This is a genomic window from Micromonospora sp. NPDC048935 (assembly GCF_043197875.1).
Taxonomy (GTDB): Bacteria; Actinomycetota; Actinomycetes; order Mycobacteriales; family Micromonosporaceae; genus Micromonospora.
In genome coordinates this window covers 304,816-323,393 of the sequence record NZ_JBICTZ010000009.1, presented here as the reverse complement: position 1 = coordinate 323,393, position 18,578 = coordinate 304,816, and the positions used below count along the sequence as shown (strand labels likewise).

Below are 18,578 nucleotides of genomic sequence, written 5' to 3'. Positions count from 1 at the left end.
GGGTCGCGAGGGAGATGACGATGGAGCTGGGCGGGGACGATGTCCTGCTGGAGCGGGTGCTTCGGGTCTACAAGCCGCACTGCCGCTATCTGACCTCCGCCACGGTTTCGGTCAAGGGTGACCCCGCGGACGAGGGCGGGCAGGCCAGCGTGCACGGGCGGCTGCACATCCCGGAGTCCTGCTACATCGACGACACCGGGCATTTCAACGCGGTCGAGTTCAACATCTGCTTCAACCAGATGGTCTATTTCGTCCTCGCGAAGTCCATCAAGGAGCGGGCGATCCGTGCCTTCGCCGACTGGACCGTCGACGACTTCTGGGAGCGGCAGCTGCCCGACATGTTCATCGTCGACTTCCACAGCTCCTTCCGCGAGCACATGCGCGGACGGGGGAGCGGCTTCTGGGGCGAACTCGACGTCGTCGACGTCTTCCAGCGGGACTGGGGCAACGGTCCCCTGCTCTTCCTGCAGACCGTGTGCCGCTTCGGCGAGACCGAGCGGGCCGCCTGTCACGGCAAGGTGCTCCTCGCGCTGAAGGCATAGAAGTCGACCCGGCAAGCCTTCACCACCGAGGGAGAGTGATGTCCACACCGTACGGCGAGCCGATCGCCATCGTCGGTATCGGCCTGCGATTTCCGGGTGGCAACACCACTCCCGACGAATTCGCCGCGTTCCTGCGGGCCGGGCGATCGGGCATCCGGCCACTGCCCACCGACCGGTGGGACCCCGAGGGGCTGACCTCCGACGACCCGGACGCCAGGGGCACCATCCGATGCGCGCAGGGCGGTTTTCTCGACGACGTCGACCACTTCGACGCCAAGTTCTTCAACGTCTCGCCCAAGGAGGCGGACTTCGTCGACCCGCAGCAGCGGCTCGCCCTGGAGGTGGCCTGGGAGGCGCTCGAGGACGCCGCCATCGACCCGTCCGCCCTGCGTCACGGCAACAGTGCCGTCTACATGGCCGTCAGCAACCCGGACTACGCCGGTGAGATGGCCGCCTACTCGTACGCGGAACTGAACACCTACATGGCCACCGGGGCGACCTTCAGCGCGCTGTCCGGCCGGCTGTCGTATTTCCTCGGCCTGCGCGGGCCCTGCATGACCGTCGACACCGCCTGTTCCGCGTCCCTGGTGACGGTGCACCTGGCCGCCCAGGCGCTGCGGGCCGGCGAGACCGATCTGGCGCTGTGCGGCGGCGTGAACACCATCCACAGCCCGCGCGCCCACATCCTCGCCAGCCACGGCAACATGTTGGCGCCCGACGGCCGGTGCAAGACCTTCGACGACTCGGCCGACGGCTACTGCCGCAGTGAGGGCTGTGGTGTCGTCGTGCTCAAGCGGTTGTCCGACGCCCGGCGTGCCGGCGACCGCGTCTACGCCGTGGTCCGGGGCTCGGCCGTCGGGCAGGACGGCGAGAGTAGTTCGTTCATGGTCCCGAACGGCACCGCCCAGGAACGGCTGATCCGCGCCGCGCTCGCGGTGGCCGGCCTCCAGCCGGGCGACGTCTCCTACGTCGAGGCGCACGGCACGGGCACCCCGCTGGGCGACCCGATCGAGATGGGCGCGCTCAACGCCGTCTTCGGAACCGGCCACACCGTACAAGATCCGCTCGTGGTGGGTTCGGTCAAGACGAACATCGGGCACATGGAGTCGGCCGCGGGCGTCGGTGGTCTCATCAAGACGGTCCTGCAGATGCGCGACGGCGAGATCTATCCGCACCTGAACCTGGAAACACCGTCCACCCGCATCCCGTGGGACACCATCCCGGTGACCGTGCCCACCAAGGGGAGCCCCTGGACGGCGGAGCCGCGGCGGGCGCTTGTCAGTTCCTTCGGCCTGACCGGCATCATCGCCTCCGTCGTCCTGGAAGAGGCACCCGGCGTCGGGCCGGGGCCGGAGCCCCGGCCCGGGGAGGAGCACATCTTCGCCCTCTCCGCGAAGAGCGAACCCGCGCTGCGCGGACAGATCCGGCGCTACCAGCGGATGCTGCGGGACCGGCCGGACCTCGACGTGGCGGACCTGTGTTACACGGCCACCACCGGCCGGGCCCACTTCGACCTGCGGACGGCCGGGGTGGTCCGGGACCACGACGACGTCGCCCGGCTGCTCGACCGTGCCGTCACCCGGTCCGGGCGACCGGAGCGGACGAGCGGCCCGCCGAAGGTGGCGTTCCTGTTCTCCGGCGGCGGCTCGCAGTACGTCGGCATGGGCCGACCCCTCTACGAGCGCCACGACACGTTCCGCGAACACCTCGACGCCTGCGACCGGCTGTTCACCCCGCATCTCGGGCGGTCGGTCCGGGACATGCTGCTTGGTCGTGCGGACGACGCCGAGCTGATCCACCGCATCCGCTACATGCAGCCCGCCCTGTTCATGCTGGAGTACGCGGTGGCGCAGTTGTGGCTGTCGTGGGGGGTGCGTCCCTCGGTGCTGGCCGGCCACAGCATCGGCGAGATCGTCGCGGCCACCACCGCCGGGCTGTTCACCCTCGACGACGCCGTCACCCTGATGGCGCACCGGGCCCGGCTGATGGACGACTCGCCGCCGGGCGCGATGACCGCGGTCGAGGCCCCGCTGTCGGACGTCACCCCGCTGATGGCCGGTCACGACGACGTGTCGGTGGCCGCGGTCAACGGCGTCCGGCAACTCGTCCTCTCCGGCGGTCGGGAGTCCCTGGCGGCCATCGAGGAGCGGCTGGCCGGGAGCGAGATCAAGCACAGGCGGATCGCGGTGTCCTGCGCCTCCCACTCACCGCTGATGGCGGCAGCCGCCGAGGAACTCACCGACATCGTCGCGGGCCTCACGTTCCACCGCCCGGAGTTCACCCTCATCTCCAATCTCACCGGCGAGGTCGCCGACCCCGCCGAGCTGTCCACCCCGGACTACTGGGGACGCCACCTGCGGGAGCCGGTGCGCTTCGCCGACGGGATGCGGGCCGTCGCCGCCCGTGGCAGCCACGTCTTCCTGGAGGTCGGTCCGGCCACCGACCTCGTCGGCCTGGGCAAGCAGTGCCTCGAGCGGGCCGGCGAGCACCTGTGGCTGAACACCCTGCACCCGGAGGACGCCGACGGCACGGTGGCCCGCCAGGCCCTGGCCCAGCTGTACGTGGCAGGTGCCCCGGTCTCCTGGTCCGGTTACCACCGGGGCCGTCCCGGGCGCCGGGTCACCCTGCCCACGTACGCCTTCGACAGGCGACGGCACTGGCTGCCGGCGGCGAACGACGCCAGCCCGGTCCGTGGCGGGTCCGGCACACACCCGCTGCTCGGGCGGGACGTCACCACCGAGGAGCAGCGTGCCACCGGGGTACGGGCGTACGCCGCGCGAATAGACGCCCGCCGACCTGCCTACCTGGCCGGCCACCAGGTGATGGGCCGGATCGTCTTCCCCGGCGCCGGCTACGTGGAGATGTTGCTGGCGCTGCAGGACGCGGTGTTCGGCGAGACCGGGCTGCCGGTCACCGGCCTGACGATCCACGAGGCGCTCCTCGTTCCCGAGGAGGGCGCCGTCGAGCTGCGGACCCGGCTGCGGCACGGCCCGGACGGCGTCGCGGACGTGGAGATCACCAGCGTGGTGCGGGACGACGATCCGGCGGGCGAGCCGATCGAACGCCGCCACGTCACCGCCACCATCCGGGCCTGCGGCACGGACGAAGCCACGGCCCGGCTCGCCGGCACGGAACGCGAGTTGCGGGACCTGGCGGACGCGGCCGGCGAGCCCACCGCCCGGCGGTCGGCCGACGACCTCTACGCCGACTTCACCGAGCTCGGCGTGACGTACGGTGGGGCGTTCCAGGGATTGACCGGGGCCTCCCGGCACGGCGCCGGTGTCGCCGTCGGTGCGCTACGCGGGGCGGAGCCGGCCCTGGGCGAGCACCTGCCGCCGGCCGTCCTGGACTGCGCCTTCCAGACCATCGCGATGTTCGCCGACGACAGCGACACCGTCGCCATGCCGGTCGGCTTCGACGGCTGGCGGCTGCTGCGCAAGCCGCGCGGCGAGACGCTGCGCAGTGTGCTGCGGGTCAACGCGCCCGCCGACGGCACGGACCGGTGGGAGCAGCCGGAGCCGCCCACCGCGGACCTGCTCGTGCTGGACGGCGACCGGACCGTCTTCGTGCTGGCCGGCCTGACGCTGCGGCGGGTGGCCAACGCCGCACCGGACCGGGACCGGATGCTCTCCGAGGTGCGGTGGATCAAGCGCTCGCTGCGGGTCACCGGTGCGGAGCCGTGCCGGGTGCTGCTCGTCGGGCCGTCGCCGACCTGCCTCGCGGCGCTGACCGATCCGGCGCGGGAGCGCGACGTGACCCTCCTCGTCGCGGACACGGCGGCCGACGCGGCGAGGTTGCTGCCGCAACGGCCCACCCACGTCTGCTGGTTCTGGCGGCCGCCGGAGCCCGGCGAGGAGCTGCCCGCCGAGTGCGAGCGCAACTACCGCGACCTGCTCGCCCTGCGGGACGCGCTGGCCGGTGCCGGCTTCGGTCCGGACCAGAGGCTGTGGCTGGTCACCGAGAACGGCCAGTGGGTGCCGGGCGCCGAGCGTCAAGTCGCGGCGGAGCCGACTGCCGCCGCCACGCTGTGGGGCTTCGGCCACACCATGTGGACCGAGTACCCCGCGTACCGCGTCACCCTCGTCGACCTGCCGCCGTCCACGCCGGACGACGCCGGCCGGAATGGCGCCGCGCTGCTGGACGAGTGGGCCGCCAAGGACTCCGCCGAGTATCAGGTGGCCTACCGCGGCGGACTGCGCCACGTGCGCCGGGTGTACGCCGGGACCGGCGGCCCCCGCACCGACCGCGAGCTGGTCATCAGGGAGTACGGACAGTTCAGTGGCATCGCCGCGGTGCCGCTCACCGAGCCGCCGATCCCCCGGGGCAGCGAGATCCAGGTACGGGTCCACGCGGCCGGCCTGAACGTCAAGGACGTCCTCAACGTGCTGGGCCTGCACCGCCAGGTCGCCGAGGAGGCCGGGCTCGCTCCGCCGGAGCTGCCGCTGGGCCTGGAATACGCCGGCGTGGTGACGGCGGCCGGCCCCCTTGCCCCGTTCCGGGTGGGTGACGCCGTGGTCGGCGCCCACCTCGGGGCACTGCGGCGGATGGTGACGACCGAATCGGCGCTGGCCGCCCGCAAGCCCGCCCAGCTGAGTTTCGCCGAGGCCGCGGCCCTGCCGGTGGCCTACCTCACCGCCCATTACGCGCTGCACCGGCTGGCGGGGATCCGGCGCGGTGACCGGGTCCTGGTGCACGCCGCGGCCGGCGGTGTCGGCCAGGCCGCGGTCCGGATCGCCCAGCGGGCCGGTGCGGAGGTCTTCGCCACCGCCAGCCCGCACAAGTGGCCCGTCCTGCGCGCCCAGGGTGTGCGGCACCTGATGAACTCCCGCACGCTCGCCTTCGCCGACGAGATCCTGGCCGCCACCAACGGCGAGGGCGTCGACGTCGTCCTGCACAGTCTCGGCGGCGACCACGTCGAGGCGGGCCTGCGGTCCCTGGGGCGCGAGGGCCGGTTCGTCGAACTCGGCAAGATCGGCGCGTGGACGCCCGCCGAGATCGGCCACGCCCGGCCCGACGTCACCTACCACACCTTCGACTTCGGCGCGGCCAGCGCGGCGGAGAACCAGGAACTCGCCCAGGGGGTGCTCGGCCCGGTCATGGAGCTGGTGTCCGCCGGGGACCTCGGCGCGCTGCCCACCACCGTCTACAACCTCGACGAGGTCGAGGAGGCGTTCGGGGTGCTCAGCCGGGGCGCCAACATCGGCAAGCTGGTCATCGGATTCGACGACGAGCCGTCACCCGCCGTGCCGCCGGTCGAGATCGGCCCGGACCGCACGTACCTGGTCACCGGAGGGTTCGGTGCGCTGGGCCGGCTGGTCGCGGAACGCCTCGTCGCGCACGGCGCCCGCCACATCGCCCTGCTGGGCCGGAGTGTCCCGCCCGCCGACGACCTGGCGGCCCTGCGGGCCAGGCTGGGCCCGGACACCGAGCTGATCACCTACGCCGGCGACGTCGGCACCCCTGCGGACGTCCGGCGCGTCTTCGCGGATCTGGCGTCCCGCCCGCAGCCGTTGGGCGGCATCGTGCACGCGGCGGGTGTGCTGGCCGACGCGCCGGTGGCCGCACAGACCTGGCAGAGCATCGACACCGTCTTCCACGCCAAGGTGTACGGCAGCCTGCTGCTGCACCGGGCCGCCCTCGACCACCCCGAGCTGCGGTTCTTCGTCGGCTACTCGTCGGCGACCTCGATCCTCGGCACCGCCGGCCAGGCGAACTACGCGGCGGGCAACGCGTTCCTGGACGATCTCATGTGTCGCCGGCACGCCGCCGGTCTGCCCGGCACCTCGGTCAACTGGGGAGCCTGGGGCGAGATCGGCCTGGCGGCGGGCATGGACCGGCAGTACGTCACGAACATCGAGCGCCAGGGGTTCGGCTTCTTCCGGCCGGCCGTGGGGGTGCGTGCCCTGTTCCGCCTGCTGAGCCGGCCACCCGCTCAGGTGACGATCGCCGAGGTCGACTGGGACCGGTGTGCGTCGACCCGCCCGCAGCCCAACAGCCTGTACCACGAGGTCGGCCGGGGCCCGTCCGCGCCGAGCGCCACCGTCGACCTGGGGGCGCTGCTGGCACTCCCGGACGGTGACCGGCGCGAGGCGGTCTCCGGGACCGTACGCGGTCTGATCGCCACCCAACTGCACTACGACGGCCCCGACGACGTGCCGCCGGACGCCCGCTTCTTCGAGATCGGCCTGGACTCGCTGGCCGCCGTCGAGCTGAAGAACGCATTGGAGACGTGCTTCCGGATGCCACTGTCCACCGCGAGTGTCTTCGACCACCCGTCGGTCGCCCAACTCGCCGAGTTCATCGACGGGCAGCTCGCCACCGTACACGGGAGCACCGACGAGGAGACCCGATGAGCCACGCCGGGCCGTCCGCCGGTTCCACCCCGCGGTTCTCCACCATCGCCGCCACCGCGGCACACCACGCCGAGGTCCGGCCGGACCGGATCGCCGTCGAGTGCGACGGGCGGCAGCTGACCTTCCGCGAACTGCACGAGCGCAGCGACAACACCGCGCAGACACTGCTCGCCGACGGCATCACCCCCGGAGCCCGGGTCGGGTACCTCGCCAGGGACACCGAGCACTACCACGACCTTCTCCTGGCCTGCGCCAAGATCGGCGCGGTGCTGGTGCCGATCGACCCGCGGCTCACCCCGGTGGAGGTGGAGCACGTGCTGCGCGATGCCGAGGTCGCGCTCCTGGTCACCGAACCCGAACGCCGGCCTGGGGTGGAACGGCTGCGGACGGCGCTGCCGGGTCTGCGTACCGTGCTCGACCTGGGTCTCCCGGCCCGCAGCCGACCCGGCGTCCCGATCCCCGCGACCACCGCCGGTCCCGGCCGCCCGCTGATGCAGATGTACACAAGCGGCACCACCGGAGCGCCCAAGGGGGTGGTGCTCGGCGAGGGCAGCTTCTGGGCGGTCAACGACCTGCTCGCCCGGCACCGGCTCGACTGGCTGGAACTGCGCGCGGACGACCGCATCCTGCACGTCCTGCCGGGTCACCACATCGGCCCGCCGTGGTGGTTCCTACAGGGCTTCCGGGCCGGCGCCACGAGCGTGATCGGGCAGGGCTTCGAGGGCGCGCGGACCCTCGCCCTGATCCGGGACGGCGGCATCACGAACACCATGATGGTGCCGTCCATGCTGCGGATCCTGCTGGACGAGCCGGGCGCCGGACGGGACGCCTTCGTCGGCCTGCGCAAGGTCGTCTACGGCGGCAGCCCCATCCCCGAGGAGTTGCTGCGGCGCTGCCTGGACGTGATGGGCTGCCAGTTCGCGCAGATCTACGGGCTCACCGAAACCTGCGCGTCGGCGGTCTGCCTGCCGCCGTCCGACCACGTCCCGGGCAGCTCCCGCCTCACCGCGGCCGGCCGCCCGTACCCCGGGGTGGCCGTGCAGATCGTGGACGGCGCGGGCTACCCGCTGCCCGCCGGGCAGGTCGGTGAGGTCTACCTCGACACCCCCGCCGTCATGGACGGCTACTGGCGGCGTCCCCGCGACACCGAGAGCGCCCTCGCCGGCGGGTGGCTGCACACCGGCGACGCGGGCTACCTCGACGAGGACGGCTACCTCTACATCCGGGACCGGATCAAGGACGTCATCCTGGTGGCCGGCGAGAACGTGTACCCGGCCGAGGTGGAGAAGACCCTCGGCCGGCATCCGGCGGTGGCCGAGGTCGCCGTGGTGGGGGTGCCCGATCAGGTCCGCGGCGAGGCGGTCAAGGCGTTCGTGGTGCCCCGGCCGGACCACCAGCCGTCCCCCCGTGAGCTGCGGACCTTCCTGAAGGAGCGGCTGGCCGACTACAAGGCTCCCACCGAGTACGCCTTCGTCGCGGCCCTGCCGCGCAACGCCAGCGGCAAGATCCTGCGCCGCCATCTGCGTGACCTTTCCTGACCAGACGCACCGGAGACGGAGAACCACCATGGACCTTGCGCCCCTGCCGACACCCCGGTTGCAGGAGTGTCCGTTCGGCCCGGCGCCCGAGACGGCGCGGCTGCGCGCCGAGGCGCCGGTGAGCCGGGTGAGATGCCCGACCGGGCTGACCGCCTGGCTGGTCACCCGGTACGCGGACGTCCGCGACGTCCTCGGCGACGCGGACCGCTTCAGCAGCCGGGCCGGCCAGGCCATCCACCTGATGGCGCACGCCGACCCGGACCGGCCCGTCGGGGTGGGCGAGTTCACCCGCCTGGACGGCCCGGAGTACCAGCGGTTCCGCCAGCACATGGCCCCCGAGCTCGCCACGCCCAAGCGGATGGCGACGTTGCGCCCGATCGTGCAGCAGATCGTCGACGAACGACTCGACGCCCTGGCCGCGGCCGGCCCGCCGGCCGACTTCTACACCGGTTTCGCCCTGCCCGTCACCGCGGCCACCATCGGCGACCTCGTCGGGGTGCCGCCCGGCGACCGGGAGCTCTTCCAGAACGCCGCCACGGCGGTGTTCACCGGCACCACCAAGGAGGACCTCGCCGCCGCGGTCCAGCCCCTGCACGCGTACCTCTACAAGATGATCGTGCAGCGGCGCGCGAACCCCGGCGACGACGCCCTCAGCCGCATGATCACGCGCAGCGCCGCCGGCGACCGGCCCTTCAGCGACCCGGAACTGGTGGCGATCGCCGCCACCATGCTGGCCGTCGGGTTCGACACCACCGCCACCGTCATGTCCCACGGCGTGCTCGCCCTGCTCGCGCACCCGGCGGAATTCGAGCGGCTGCGGGCGGACCCCACCCTGGTGCCCGGCGCGGTGGAGGAGCTCGTGCGCTTCTTCGGCGGCGCGCCGGGGATCGTGCGCCAGGTGACCCGCGACACCGACATCGGCGGTCACCCGGTCGCCGCGGGGGACTACGTCGTCGCCGCCATCCAGGTGGCCGACCGCGATCCCGAGGCGTTCGCCGACCCCGATCGGCTCGACGTCGGCCGGCGGCCCAACCCGCACATGGGCTTCGGCTACGGCACCCACCAGTGCTTCGGGCAGCAGACCGCGCGACTCGAACTCACAGTGGTCCTGGAGACGCTGCTGCGCCGCGTGCCGTCGCTGCGCCTGGCGGTGCCGCTGGAGGACGTGCCGTTCAAGACCGGAACGCCGGTGTTCGGGCCGGCCGAGGTGCCGGTGGACTGGACCGCCGTCCGGTCCGCGACGGCCGGGGCGTCGGCATGAGGATCCGGGTGGACGCCGACCGGTGCGTGGCATCGGGCGTGTGCGCGTTCACCGCACCTGAGGTGTTCGACCAGGGCGACGAGGACGGCGTGGTCCGGGTGCTGCAGGCGGAACCACCTGCCGACCAGCACGAGGCGGTGGAGGAGGCGGTGGTGGGCTGCCCGGCCCAGGTGATCAGCATCGAGTAGCCGTCCCGAGCCGCCCCGCCTCGTCCCGGCCCCGTCTCGCCCCTGGGGAGTTCCGCCGTGTCCGCCAGCGAACAACAGTTGCGCCAGTACCTCCGGCTGGCCACCGCCGATCTGCGTCAGACCAGGCAGCGGCTGCGGGAGCCGGTCGCCGTCGTCGCGATGGCCTGCCGGTTCCCCGGCGGAGTCACCTCACCCGAGGAGCTGTGGGACCTGGTCGCCGGCGGCCGGGAGGCGATCTCGCCGCTGCCCGCCGACCGCGGCTGGGACCTCGACGCGTTGTACGACGCCGACCCGTTGCGACCCGGGACGAGCTATCTGCGTGCCGGCGGGTTTCTCCGCGATGTCGCCGGGTTCGACGCCGGGCTGTTCGGCATCTCGCCACGCGAGGCACTCGCGATGGACCCGCAGCAGCGGTTGCTGCTGGAGGTGGCGTGGGAGGCGTTCGAACGCGCCGGCCTGCCCGCGGGTGACCTGCGCGGCGAGACGGCCGGCGTCTTCGTCGGCGCCGCCCCCCAGGAGTACGCGCCGCGGTTCGGTGATCCGGCCGGCCGGGACCTGGACGGCTACCTGGCCGTCGGGAACACCACAAGCGTGCTGTCCGGCCGGATCGCCTACACGTTCGGGCTGCGCGGCCCGGCGATCACCGTGGACACGGCCTGTTCCTCGTCCCTGGTGGCGCTGCATCTCGCCGTGCAGGCGCTGCGGCGTGGCGAGTGCACGATGGCGCTGGCCGGCGGGGTCACCGTCATGTCCACCCCGAACTGGCTGGTCAACCTCAGCCGGCAGCAGGCGGTGGCGGCGGACGGCAGGTGCAAGGCGTTCGCCGCGACGGCCGACGGCTTCGGACCGGCCGAGGGCGCGGGGCTGCTGCTGCTGGAACGGCTGACCGACGCGCGGCGTCACGGCCATCCGGTGCTCGCGGTGGTGAGGGGCTCGGCGGTCAACCAGGACGGCGCGTCCAACGGCCTGACCGCCCCCAACGACGAGGCGCAGGAACAGGTCATCCGGCAGGCGCTGGCCGACGCCGGGGTGGCCGCCACCGACGTGGACGTGGTGGAGGCCCACGGCACCGGCACCAGGCTGGGCGACGTCATCGAGGCGCAGGCGCTTGCCGCCACCTACGGTCGGGACCGTCCCGCCGACCGGCCGTTGCTGATCGGCACGGTGAAGCCGAACATCGGCCACACCCAGGCCGCCGCGGGTGTGGCCGGGGTCATCAAGCTGGTCATGGCCATGCGGCACGGCCTGCTGCCCCGGACCCCGCACGCGGACACGCCCTCGCCGCACATCGACTGGACCGGCGGGCTGCGGCTGCTCGCCAAGGACCAGCCCTGGCCGGGCACCGACCGGAGACGGCGGGCGGGCGTGTCGTCGTTCGGCATCAGCGGCACCAACGCCCACGTCATCATCGAGGACGTCGCCGCTGCTCCCCGGGCGGATCTCGGCTCGGAGCCGACCGAGCCCGTCGTCGTACCCTGGGTGTTGTCGGCGCGTGACGCGGATGCGCTGCGCGACCGGGCGGCGGCTCTGCTGGGGTCCGCCGGGGGACCCTCCGCCGACGCACGGCCGGTGGACGTCGCCTGGTCGCTGGCCCGCACCCGGACACCCCTGGAGCACCGGGCCGTCGTGGCCGGGCGCTCACGACCGGAGTTGAGCGCCGGGCTCGAAGCTGTCGCCTCCGGCGCCCAGCGGGCCGGGGTGGTCCGTTCCGTGACCCGCGGCGTCGGGACCGGCCTGGGTCTGCTCTTCGCCGGCCAGGGCGCGCAACGACCCGGCATGGGCGCCGAGCTGTACGCGGCCTTCCCCGAGTTCGCGGCGGCCTGGGCCGAGACGCGTGACGTGCTGGACGGCCTGCTCCCCGGCCGGCTGAACGAGGTCGCCTTCGGTTCGGACGAGCAGGCGCTGCGCCGGACCGAGTGGGCCCAGCCGGTGCTGTTCGCCTACCAGGTGGCGCTCTTCCGTCTACTCGCGTCCTGCGGGGTCCGCCCGGACCTGATGGCCGGCCATTCGGTGGGGGAGATCGCGATGGCGCACGTCGCCGGCATCCTCGACCTGCCGGACGCGTGCAGACTGGTGGCGGCCCGGGGACGGCTGATGCAGGCGCTCCCGGAGGCCGGCGCCATGCTGGCCGTCGCCGCCGGGGAGGCGGAGGTGCTGGCGGCACTGGCCGGCCGGGCGGGCGACGTCGGAATCGCCGCGGTCAACGGCCCGGCGGCGGTCGTGGTCTCCGGCGCCGAGCCGGCGGTGACCGACCTCGCCGGGTACTTCGCCGGCCGGGGGGTGCGGACCCGCCGGTTGCGGGTCAGCCACGCCTTCCACTCGCCGCTGATCGAGCCGATGCTCGCCGACTTCCGCGCCGTGCTGTCCGGACTCACGTTCCGGGAGCCTCGGTTGGCGGTGGTGTCCACGGTGACCGGCCGTCGCGCCGGGCCCGGTGACCTCACCTCGGTCGCCTACTGGCTGCGGCACGCCCGCGAGGGGGTGCGTTTCGCCGACGCCGTCCGGGCGCTGGAGACTGCCGGCATCCGCCACCTGATGGAGGCCGGCCCGGACGGCGTGCTGTGCGGGCTGGCCGCCGACACCCTGGCAAGCCCGGACGAGGTGGTGCTCTGCCCGCTCGGCCGGCCGGGACTCCCGGAGCCGGTGGCCGTCGTGGAGGGTCTGGCCCGGGCCTGGACCTCCGGGGTCGAGGTGGACTGGGCGGCGCTCTGCCCGGGTGGGCAGCGGGTGGACCTGCCGACCTACCCCTTCCGGCGCGAGCGGTTCTGGCTCCGGCCGTCCGCGGGCGGCCTGGCCCCGGATCCCGGCCACCTGCTGTCCGGCGCGGCGGTGGAGCTCGCCGACGGCCGGGGCACGGTCCGCACCGGGCGGCTGTCGGTGGCCACCTGGCCGTGGCTGGCCGACCACCGGGTGGGTGAGCGGGTGGTGCTGCCGGGCACGGCCCTGCTGGACATGGCCCTGCGGGCGGGCCACGAGGCCGGCTGCGACCGGCTCGACGAACTTCTCCTGCACACCCCGCTGGTGCTGGCCGAGGGCGACGGCGACGGAATGGACGTCCAGGTCGTCGTGCGCGAGGCGGACGACGCCGGCCGGCGTCGGGTGGAGGTGTACGCCCGGCCCGGTCCCGCCGAGGGCGGGCCCTGGACCCGCCACGCGTCCGGCGTGCTCGCCCCGGCCGGTGTGCCCGGTCCCGGGCTCCCGATCTGGCCGCCACCGGATGCCGACCCGCTCGACCTGACCGGCTGCTATGCCCGCCTCGCGGGCGCCGGCCTGCGGTACGGTCCGGCCTTCCGGGGCCTGCGGGCCGCCTGGCGGCGCGGCGACGAGGTGTTCGCCGAGGTGGCTCTGCCGGGCGGCGTCGACGCGACCGGCTGGCTGGTGCAGCCCGCCCTGCTGGACGCCGCGTTGCACCCGATCGTCCTGACCGGCCTGGTGCCCACCGGCGGTGCGGGAGTGCTGCCCTTCGCCTTCGAAGGAGCCGAGGTGTACGCGACGGGCGCGGCCGTGCTGCGGGTGCGGCTCGCCCCGGCGGCCGCCGGGACGGTGTCGGTAACCGTCGCCGACGAGTCCGGCGGCCCGGTCGCGGCCATCGAGGCGTTGACGCTGCGACCGCCACCCCCGGGGGACGCGGGCGAGGCGTGGCCCGGGCGCGACGCGTTGTTCGTCGTGGAGACGGTGCCCGTGTCCGGTCGGCCGGTCGGCGTCCGGCGCGCCGTACCGTTGCCCCCGCTCGGCCCGCGCGCCCTGGTCTCTCCGCCGGCCGTGGCGGATCCCGCCGGACCGCCGGGCGTGGCCGTCGCCGCGCTCGACCCGGGAGCGGACACGCGGGGTGCGGTACGGCAGGCGCTGACGCTGATCCGCAGCTGGCTGCTGGAGGAGGAACACCACGCCGGTATGCGGCTCGCGGTCGTCACGCGTGCCGGTCTGCCCGCCCACGCCGCGGCGGAGGGGCTCGTGCGTTCCGCGCAGGCCGAGCATCCCGGCCGGTTCCTGCTGGTGACCGGTGACCGACTCGGCCGGGAGACTCCGATCCTGGACGCCGTCGCGCTCGCGGCCGCCGCCGGTGAGGACCACCTCGTGCTCCGCGACGGCGCGGCACTCGTACCGCGCCTGGTCCGGGCCCATGCGACGCGAGCCGGCGCTCTCCCGGGGTCCGAGACGGGCACGGTCCTGGTCACCGGGGGCACCGGCACGCTGGGTCGGCGGCTGGTGCGCCACCTGGTGACCCGTCACGGGGTGCGACGCCTGCTGGTCACCCGCCGGCGCGGCCCGGCCGCCGGGGACACCGCCGGGTGGGCCGCGGAACTCGCCGGCCTCGGGGCGAGGGTGGACGTGGTGACCTGTGACGTCACCGACCGGGCCGCGCTGGCCGCGCTGCTCGCCGCCGTCCCCGCCGAAGCACCGTTACGCGCCGTGATCCACCTCGCCGGTGTGGTCGACGACGCGACCGTCACCATGATCACCGGCGAGCAGATGGAGCGGGTGCTGGCCCCGAAGGTCGACGCGGCGGTCGCACTGGACGAGCTGACCGCCGGGCTGGACCTGTCGGCGTTCGTGCTGTTCTCGTCCGTCGCGGGCGTCCTGCCCACCGCCGGTCAGGGCGCCTACGCCGCGGCCAACGCCTTCCTCGACGGCCTGGCGGCCGGTCGCCGGGAGCGCGGCCGACCCGCCCTGTCGCTGGCGTGGGGCCTGTGGGCCGAGACCAGCGGCATGACCGGCGGGCTGGACGCGGGCGACCGGGCCCGGCTCCGGCGCACGGGAATACGGGAGTTGTCCACCGTGGAGGCGTTGGCGTTGTTCGACGCGGCACTGGGGCTGGACGCGAGCACGGTGGTGCCGGTACGGCTGGACCTGGCGGCCCTCCGGGCGGCCGGGGGCGGCGCGCCCTCGCTGCTGCGGTCCCTGGTCCGCGCTCCGATGCGCCGCGTCGCCGGTGCGGGCGACGCCGATGGGCCCGCGCTGGCGCGACGCCTGAGCGCGGTGTCCGAATGTGAACGCCGGCGCGTCCTGCTGGAGGTGGTACGGGGCAGCGCGTCCACGGTCCTCGGGCACGGGGCGGCCGGCGACATCCTGGCCGATCGGTCGTTCCGCGAGGCCGGGTTCGATTCGCTGGCCGCGGTGGAACTGCGCAACCACCTCGTCGCCGCGACCGGCATACGGCTCCCACCCGCCGCGGTCTTCGACCACCCGACCCCGGCCGAGCTGGCCGAGCACCTGCGCACCCTGCTGCCGCTGCCCCGGCGGGCCGGTCGCGACGATCCGGACCGCGAGATGTTCGGGCTGTTCGCCGCGGACGAACTCGACCTCCGGTGACCGGGCCGATCCGACCCAGGAACCCGTCCCCGTCCAGAGCCGCGTCGGTGATGCGCCTGGACCGGGCACCACCGTCAGGTGACCACTGCCGTCGCCGCGCCGTCCTGGGTGTAAACGATTGGTAACAAGCCTGCGGGCTTCATGAAGTGACCCCCTAGCCAGGCCCGGTGATCCGTGATCCCGGGTCAAGACGTGCGCACCGGCACCCCTATTCACCGCACCCCTATAGGGGTGTCCATCGACGGGGGTCTTGCGCATCATGGAGTCGACGGCGAAGGGCGTGGTCGAGCTTTCATCCGGGGGGATGCCGCAGACGCAGCCGGTGGTCCTCTGGGAGAGCAACGAGCGCCGCTTCGCCCGACGGCCCGTCTGTGAGTGTTGCTAACGGGAACGGGGGGTCCTCAGTGACGCAAACGAGAATCAAGTTGCGAACCGACAGTACACTAGTGGTGGAGCGACAACACCAGCTCCGGGTCATCGACGACGCCTTCCAGGCCTGCCACCGCAACGCCGGTGCGCTCGTCCTGGTCGAGGGATATTTCGGCACCGGTAAAACCGCCCTTCTGAAGGCGGTCAAGGACCGTGGCGCGGTCGAGGGTTTCGCGATCCTCCAGGCGCGCGGCAGCGAGTTCGAGACCGGATTTCCGTACGGCGTCGTCCGGCAGCTCCTGGAATACCACCTGTCGTCCATGACCGAGGAGGACCGGGCCGCGGTGTTCACCGGCGCGGCCGCGCTCGCCGCGCCACTGTTCCACCACCACCAGACGCCGCCCGGCCCGCACAGCGGCGAGCCGCACAGCGACGACCCGGCGCGTGAGCAGTCGGTGCTGCGAGGGCTCTACCGGATGCTCGTCAACCTCGCCGACCGCCAGCCGCTGCTGCTCCTTCTCGACGACATCCACTGGGCCGACGGCCCGTCGCTGCGCTTCCTGCACTACATCGAGGGTCGGCTCGAGCAGCAGTCGATCCTGTGCGTGGCGACCACGGCGTCTGTCGACCGCGGCTACAACGCCGACGTCACGCACGCGTTCGTGACATCGCCCGCCGTGCACCTGCTGCCGGTCGGCGTGCTCAGCGAGGAGGGCGTCCGCGAGGTGCTCGCCTCGGCCCTGGGCTTCCTGCCCGACGACGCCCTGGTCCGGGTCTGCCACCAGGCCACCGGCGGCAACCCGTTCTTCCTGCACGAGCTGATCAGCGAGATCCGGGCGGAGAGCGGCGCCGAGCGGCCGTTGAGCCCCGCCCTGGTGGCCCGGGCCGGCCCGCGCAACGTCGCCCGCGTCGTGCACCGCTGGGTGCAGCGCGCGTCCCAGGAGCACGTGGACAACGCCACCACCCTCGCCCGTGGCCTGGCGGTGCTCGGCAACTCCGGGGACTTCGACCAGCTCGCCGGCGTGACCGGCCTGTCCCGGCACGAGGTCGCCGAGGCGGCCAGCGTGCTGATCGACATCGGCGTGGTGGAGTCCGACACCCACCTGCGCTACGTGCACCCGATCGTGCGCAACGCGGTCTACGAGCACATGCCCCGCACCAGCCGCTACCGCGCACATACCAGCGCGGCGCGCACGCTGGCCAGCAGCGGCGCGCCGCCCGAGCAGGTCGCCGAGCACCTGCTGCACGCCCCGCCGTCCAACGACAGCCGGGTCGCCGAGGTGCTCATCGCGGCCGGGCAGCGCGCGCTGCGGCTCGGCGACTTCACCCTCGCGGTGGCGTTGTTCCGCCGGGCCGAGCAGGAGGCCGTGTCGGCCGAGATGCTGCCCCGGCTGCTCGCCCACCTCGGCGAGGCGGAACACCGCGCCCGGGACGCCGGCGCGGTCGAGCACCTGACCCAGGCCCTGGACCTGACGGTCGAGACCGCCGCCCGCGCGTCGATCGCCCTGAACCTCAGCGGCGCGCTCACCGCCGCGGTCCGTTACAAGGAGGCCCTGGACGTTCTCCAGGACGTCCGGCTGGAGGCGCAGGACCAGCACCCCGACCTGGCCAACCAGCTGCACGCCGAGATCATCAAGATCGCCCAGCTGACCTCGGCGACCCGGCCGGTCGCGGAGAGCGCGCTCGCCGAGTTCGGCGACGCGGGCCCGGACGCGGCGGTGGGAGCGCTGGCGCTGCTGCGCGCACAGCAGGCGTTCGAAGCGCTGTTCAACGGCGAACCGGCCACCAACGTCATCCCGCTCTGCGAGGACGCCTTGCTGCAGGGTCCGCTGGTCCGCGAACCCGACGGCGGCGCCCAGGCCGCCTGGCTGATCGCGTTGTGCCTGTACTGCTGCGGCCGGCTGCCGGAGGCGGGCGCGGTGCTCGACGACGCCATCCAGCGGGCCGAGGGGCTGCGCCTGGGCCTGGCGTCCGACGACCTGCGATCGCTCCGCGCGTACGTGCACCTCAACCGCGGCATGCTCGCCGAGGCCGACGGTGACGCCACAGGCGTGCTTGCCGGCGCGATGCCCGACGACCTGCCGGCGCTGGGCCGCCCGTTCGCCGTGCTCGCGCTCACCGAACTGCTGTTGCTGCGCAACCAGACAAGCGGCGCGGTGGACGCGTTCAAGCGGTACGGGATGAGCGCCGAGATCCCGCACCAGGTGCTGTTCCTGCCGCTGATGTTGGCCCGCGGCCGGTTCCACATCGCACAGAACCTGGCCGAGGCCGGCGCCCTCGACCTGCTCCGCACCAACGAGCTGCTGGAAGACTGGGGCGCCCGCTGCCCGGCGTTCAGCCCGTCGGTGCCCGCCGTCGAGGCGCTTGCCGACCTGGGCCGCCGCGACGAGGCCCGCCGCCTCGCGCACCGGCACCTGACCGCGGCGCGCGCGTTCGGTGAGGACCGGGTCATCGGCACCGCCCTCGGCGCGTACGCCCGGACCGTCACCGACGGCCCGCAACTCGACCTGCTCGAAGAGGCGGCGACCCTGCTGGAGGGCACCGGCGCGCTGATCGACGAGTGCACGGTGCTGATCCAGCTCGGCATCGCGCTGCGGGGAGCGGGGGAGTCGCAGCGGGCCCGGACGCGGCTGCGGACGGCGAACGACATCGCCGAGGCGACCGGCGCCCGGGTACTGGCCAAGAAGGCCCGCCAGCAGCTCGCCACGATGGGTGTCCGGGTCCGCGAGTCGGCCCGTACCGGGCTCGCCGGCCTGAGCCCGCGCGAACACCGGGTGGCGCTGCTCGCCGCCGAGGGCAAACGCAACCGGGAGATCGCCCGGATCCTGTTCGTCACCGTCAAGACCGTCGAGTGGCACCTCAGCCAGGCGTACCGCAAACTCGGCATCACGTCGCGCGAGGAACTGCGGGACGCGCTGGCGCGTACCTGACCGGGCCCGGGGCCCCGGGGGCAAACCCTGGGGCCCTGGCTGGGGCCCGACCCGAGCCGCCCGGACACCGGGCCCTCCCAGACT

General features: G+C 73.7%; 7 protein-coding genes. All 7 read left to right on the top strand.

Features of this window, described 5'->3' with window-relative positions; all coding sequences use genetic code 11:
- Positions 1 to 20: 20 nt before the first annotated feature.
- The 7 genes from ACGFIW_RS24730 to ACGFIW_RS24700 all read left to right on the top strand — a co-directional run bounded on the left by ACGFIW_RS24730 (position 21) and on the right by ACGFIW_RS24700 (position 18,494).
- Entirely contained in the window at positions 21 to 542 is a 522-nt protein-coding gene (locus ACGFIW_RS24730; RefSeq protein ID WP_393320032.1) for an FcoT family thioesterase, read from the top strand.
- A gap of 38 nt (positions 543 to 580) precedes the next feature.
- Entirely contained in the window at positions 581 to 6,895 is a 6,315-nt protein-coding gene (locus ACGFIW_RS24725) for an SDR family NAD(P)-dependent oxidoreductase (RefSeq protein ID WP_393320030.1), read from the top strand.
- Positions 6,892 to 8,433 carry an AMP-binding protein gene (locus ACGFIW_RS24720; RefSeq protein ID WP_393320027.1) on the top strand — a complete coding sequence of 514 codons (1,542 nt, stop codon included), beginning with the start codon at positions 6,892 to 6,894 and terminating at the stop codon, positions 8,431 to 8,433. The genes ACGFIW_RS24725 and ACGFIW_RS24720 overlap by 4 nt, the downstream gene beginning before the upstream one ends.
- Positions 8,434 to 8,461: 28 nt before the next feature.
- The gene (locus tag ACGFIW_RS24715; protein ID WP_393320024.1) at positions 8,462 to 9,694 is read left to right on the top strand and encodes a cytochrome P450; all 1,233 of its coding nucleotides are present in this window, start codon (positions 8,462 to 8,464) and stop codon (positions 9,692 to 9,694) included.
- A complete protein-coding gene (locus ACGFIW_RS24710) occupies positions 9,691 to 9,882 on the top strand; it encodes a ferredoxin (RefSeq protein WP_393320021.1) in 192 nt (63 codons plus the stop codon). The genes ACGFIW_RS24715 and ACGFIW_RS24710 overlap by 4 nt, the downstream gene beginning before the upstream one ends.
- Before the next feature lie 57 nt (positions 9,883 to 9,939).
- Positions 9,940 to 15,195 carry an SDR family NAD(P)-dependent oxidoreductase gene (locus ACGFIW_RS24705; protein WP_393320018.1) on the top strand — a complete coding sequence of 1,752 codons (5,256 nt, stop codon included), beginning with the start codon at positions 9,940 to 9,942 and terminating at the stop codon, positions 15,193 to 15,195.
- 449 nt (positions 15,196 to 15,644) lie between these two features.
- On the top strand, positions 15,645 to 18,494 hold the full coding sequence (locus ACGFIW_RS24700; protein WP_393320016.1) for an AAA family ATPase: 2,850 nt from the start codon (positions 15,645 to 15,647) through the stop codon (positions 18,492 to 18,494).
- The last annotated feature ends 84 nt before the right edge of the window (positions 18,495 to 18,578 follow it).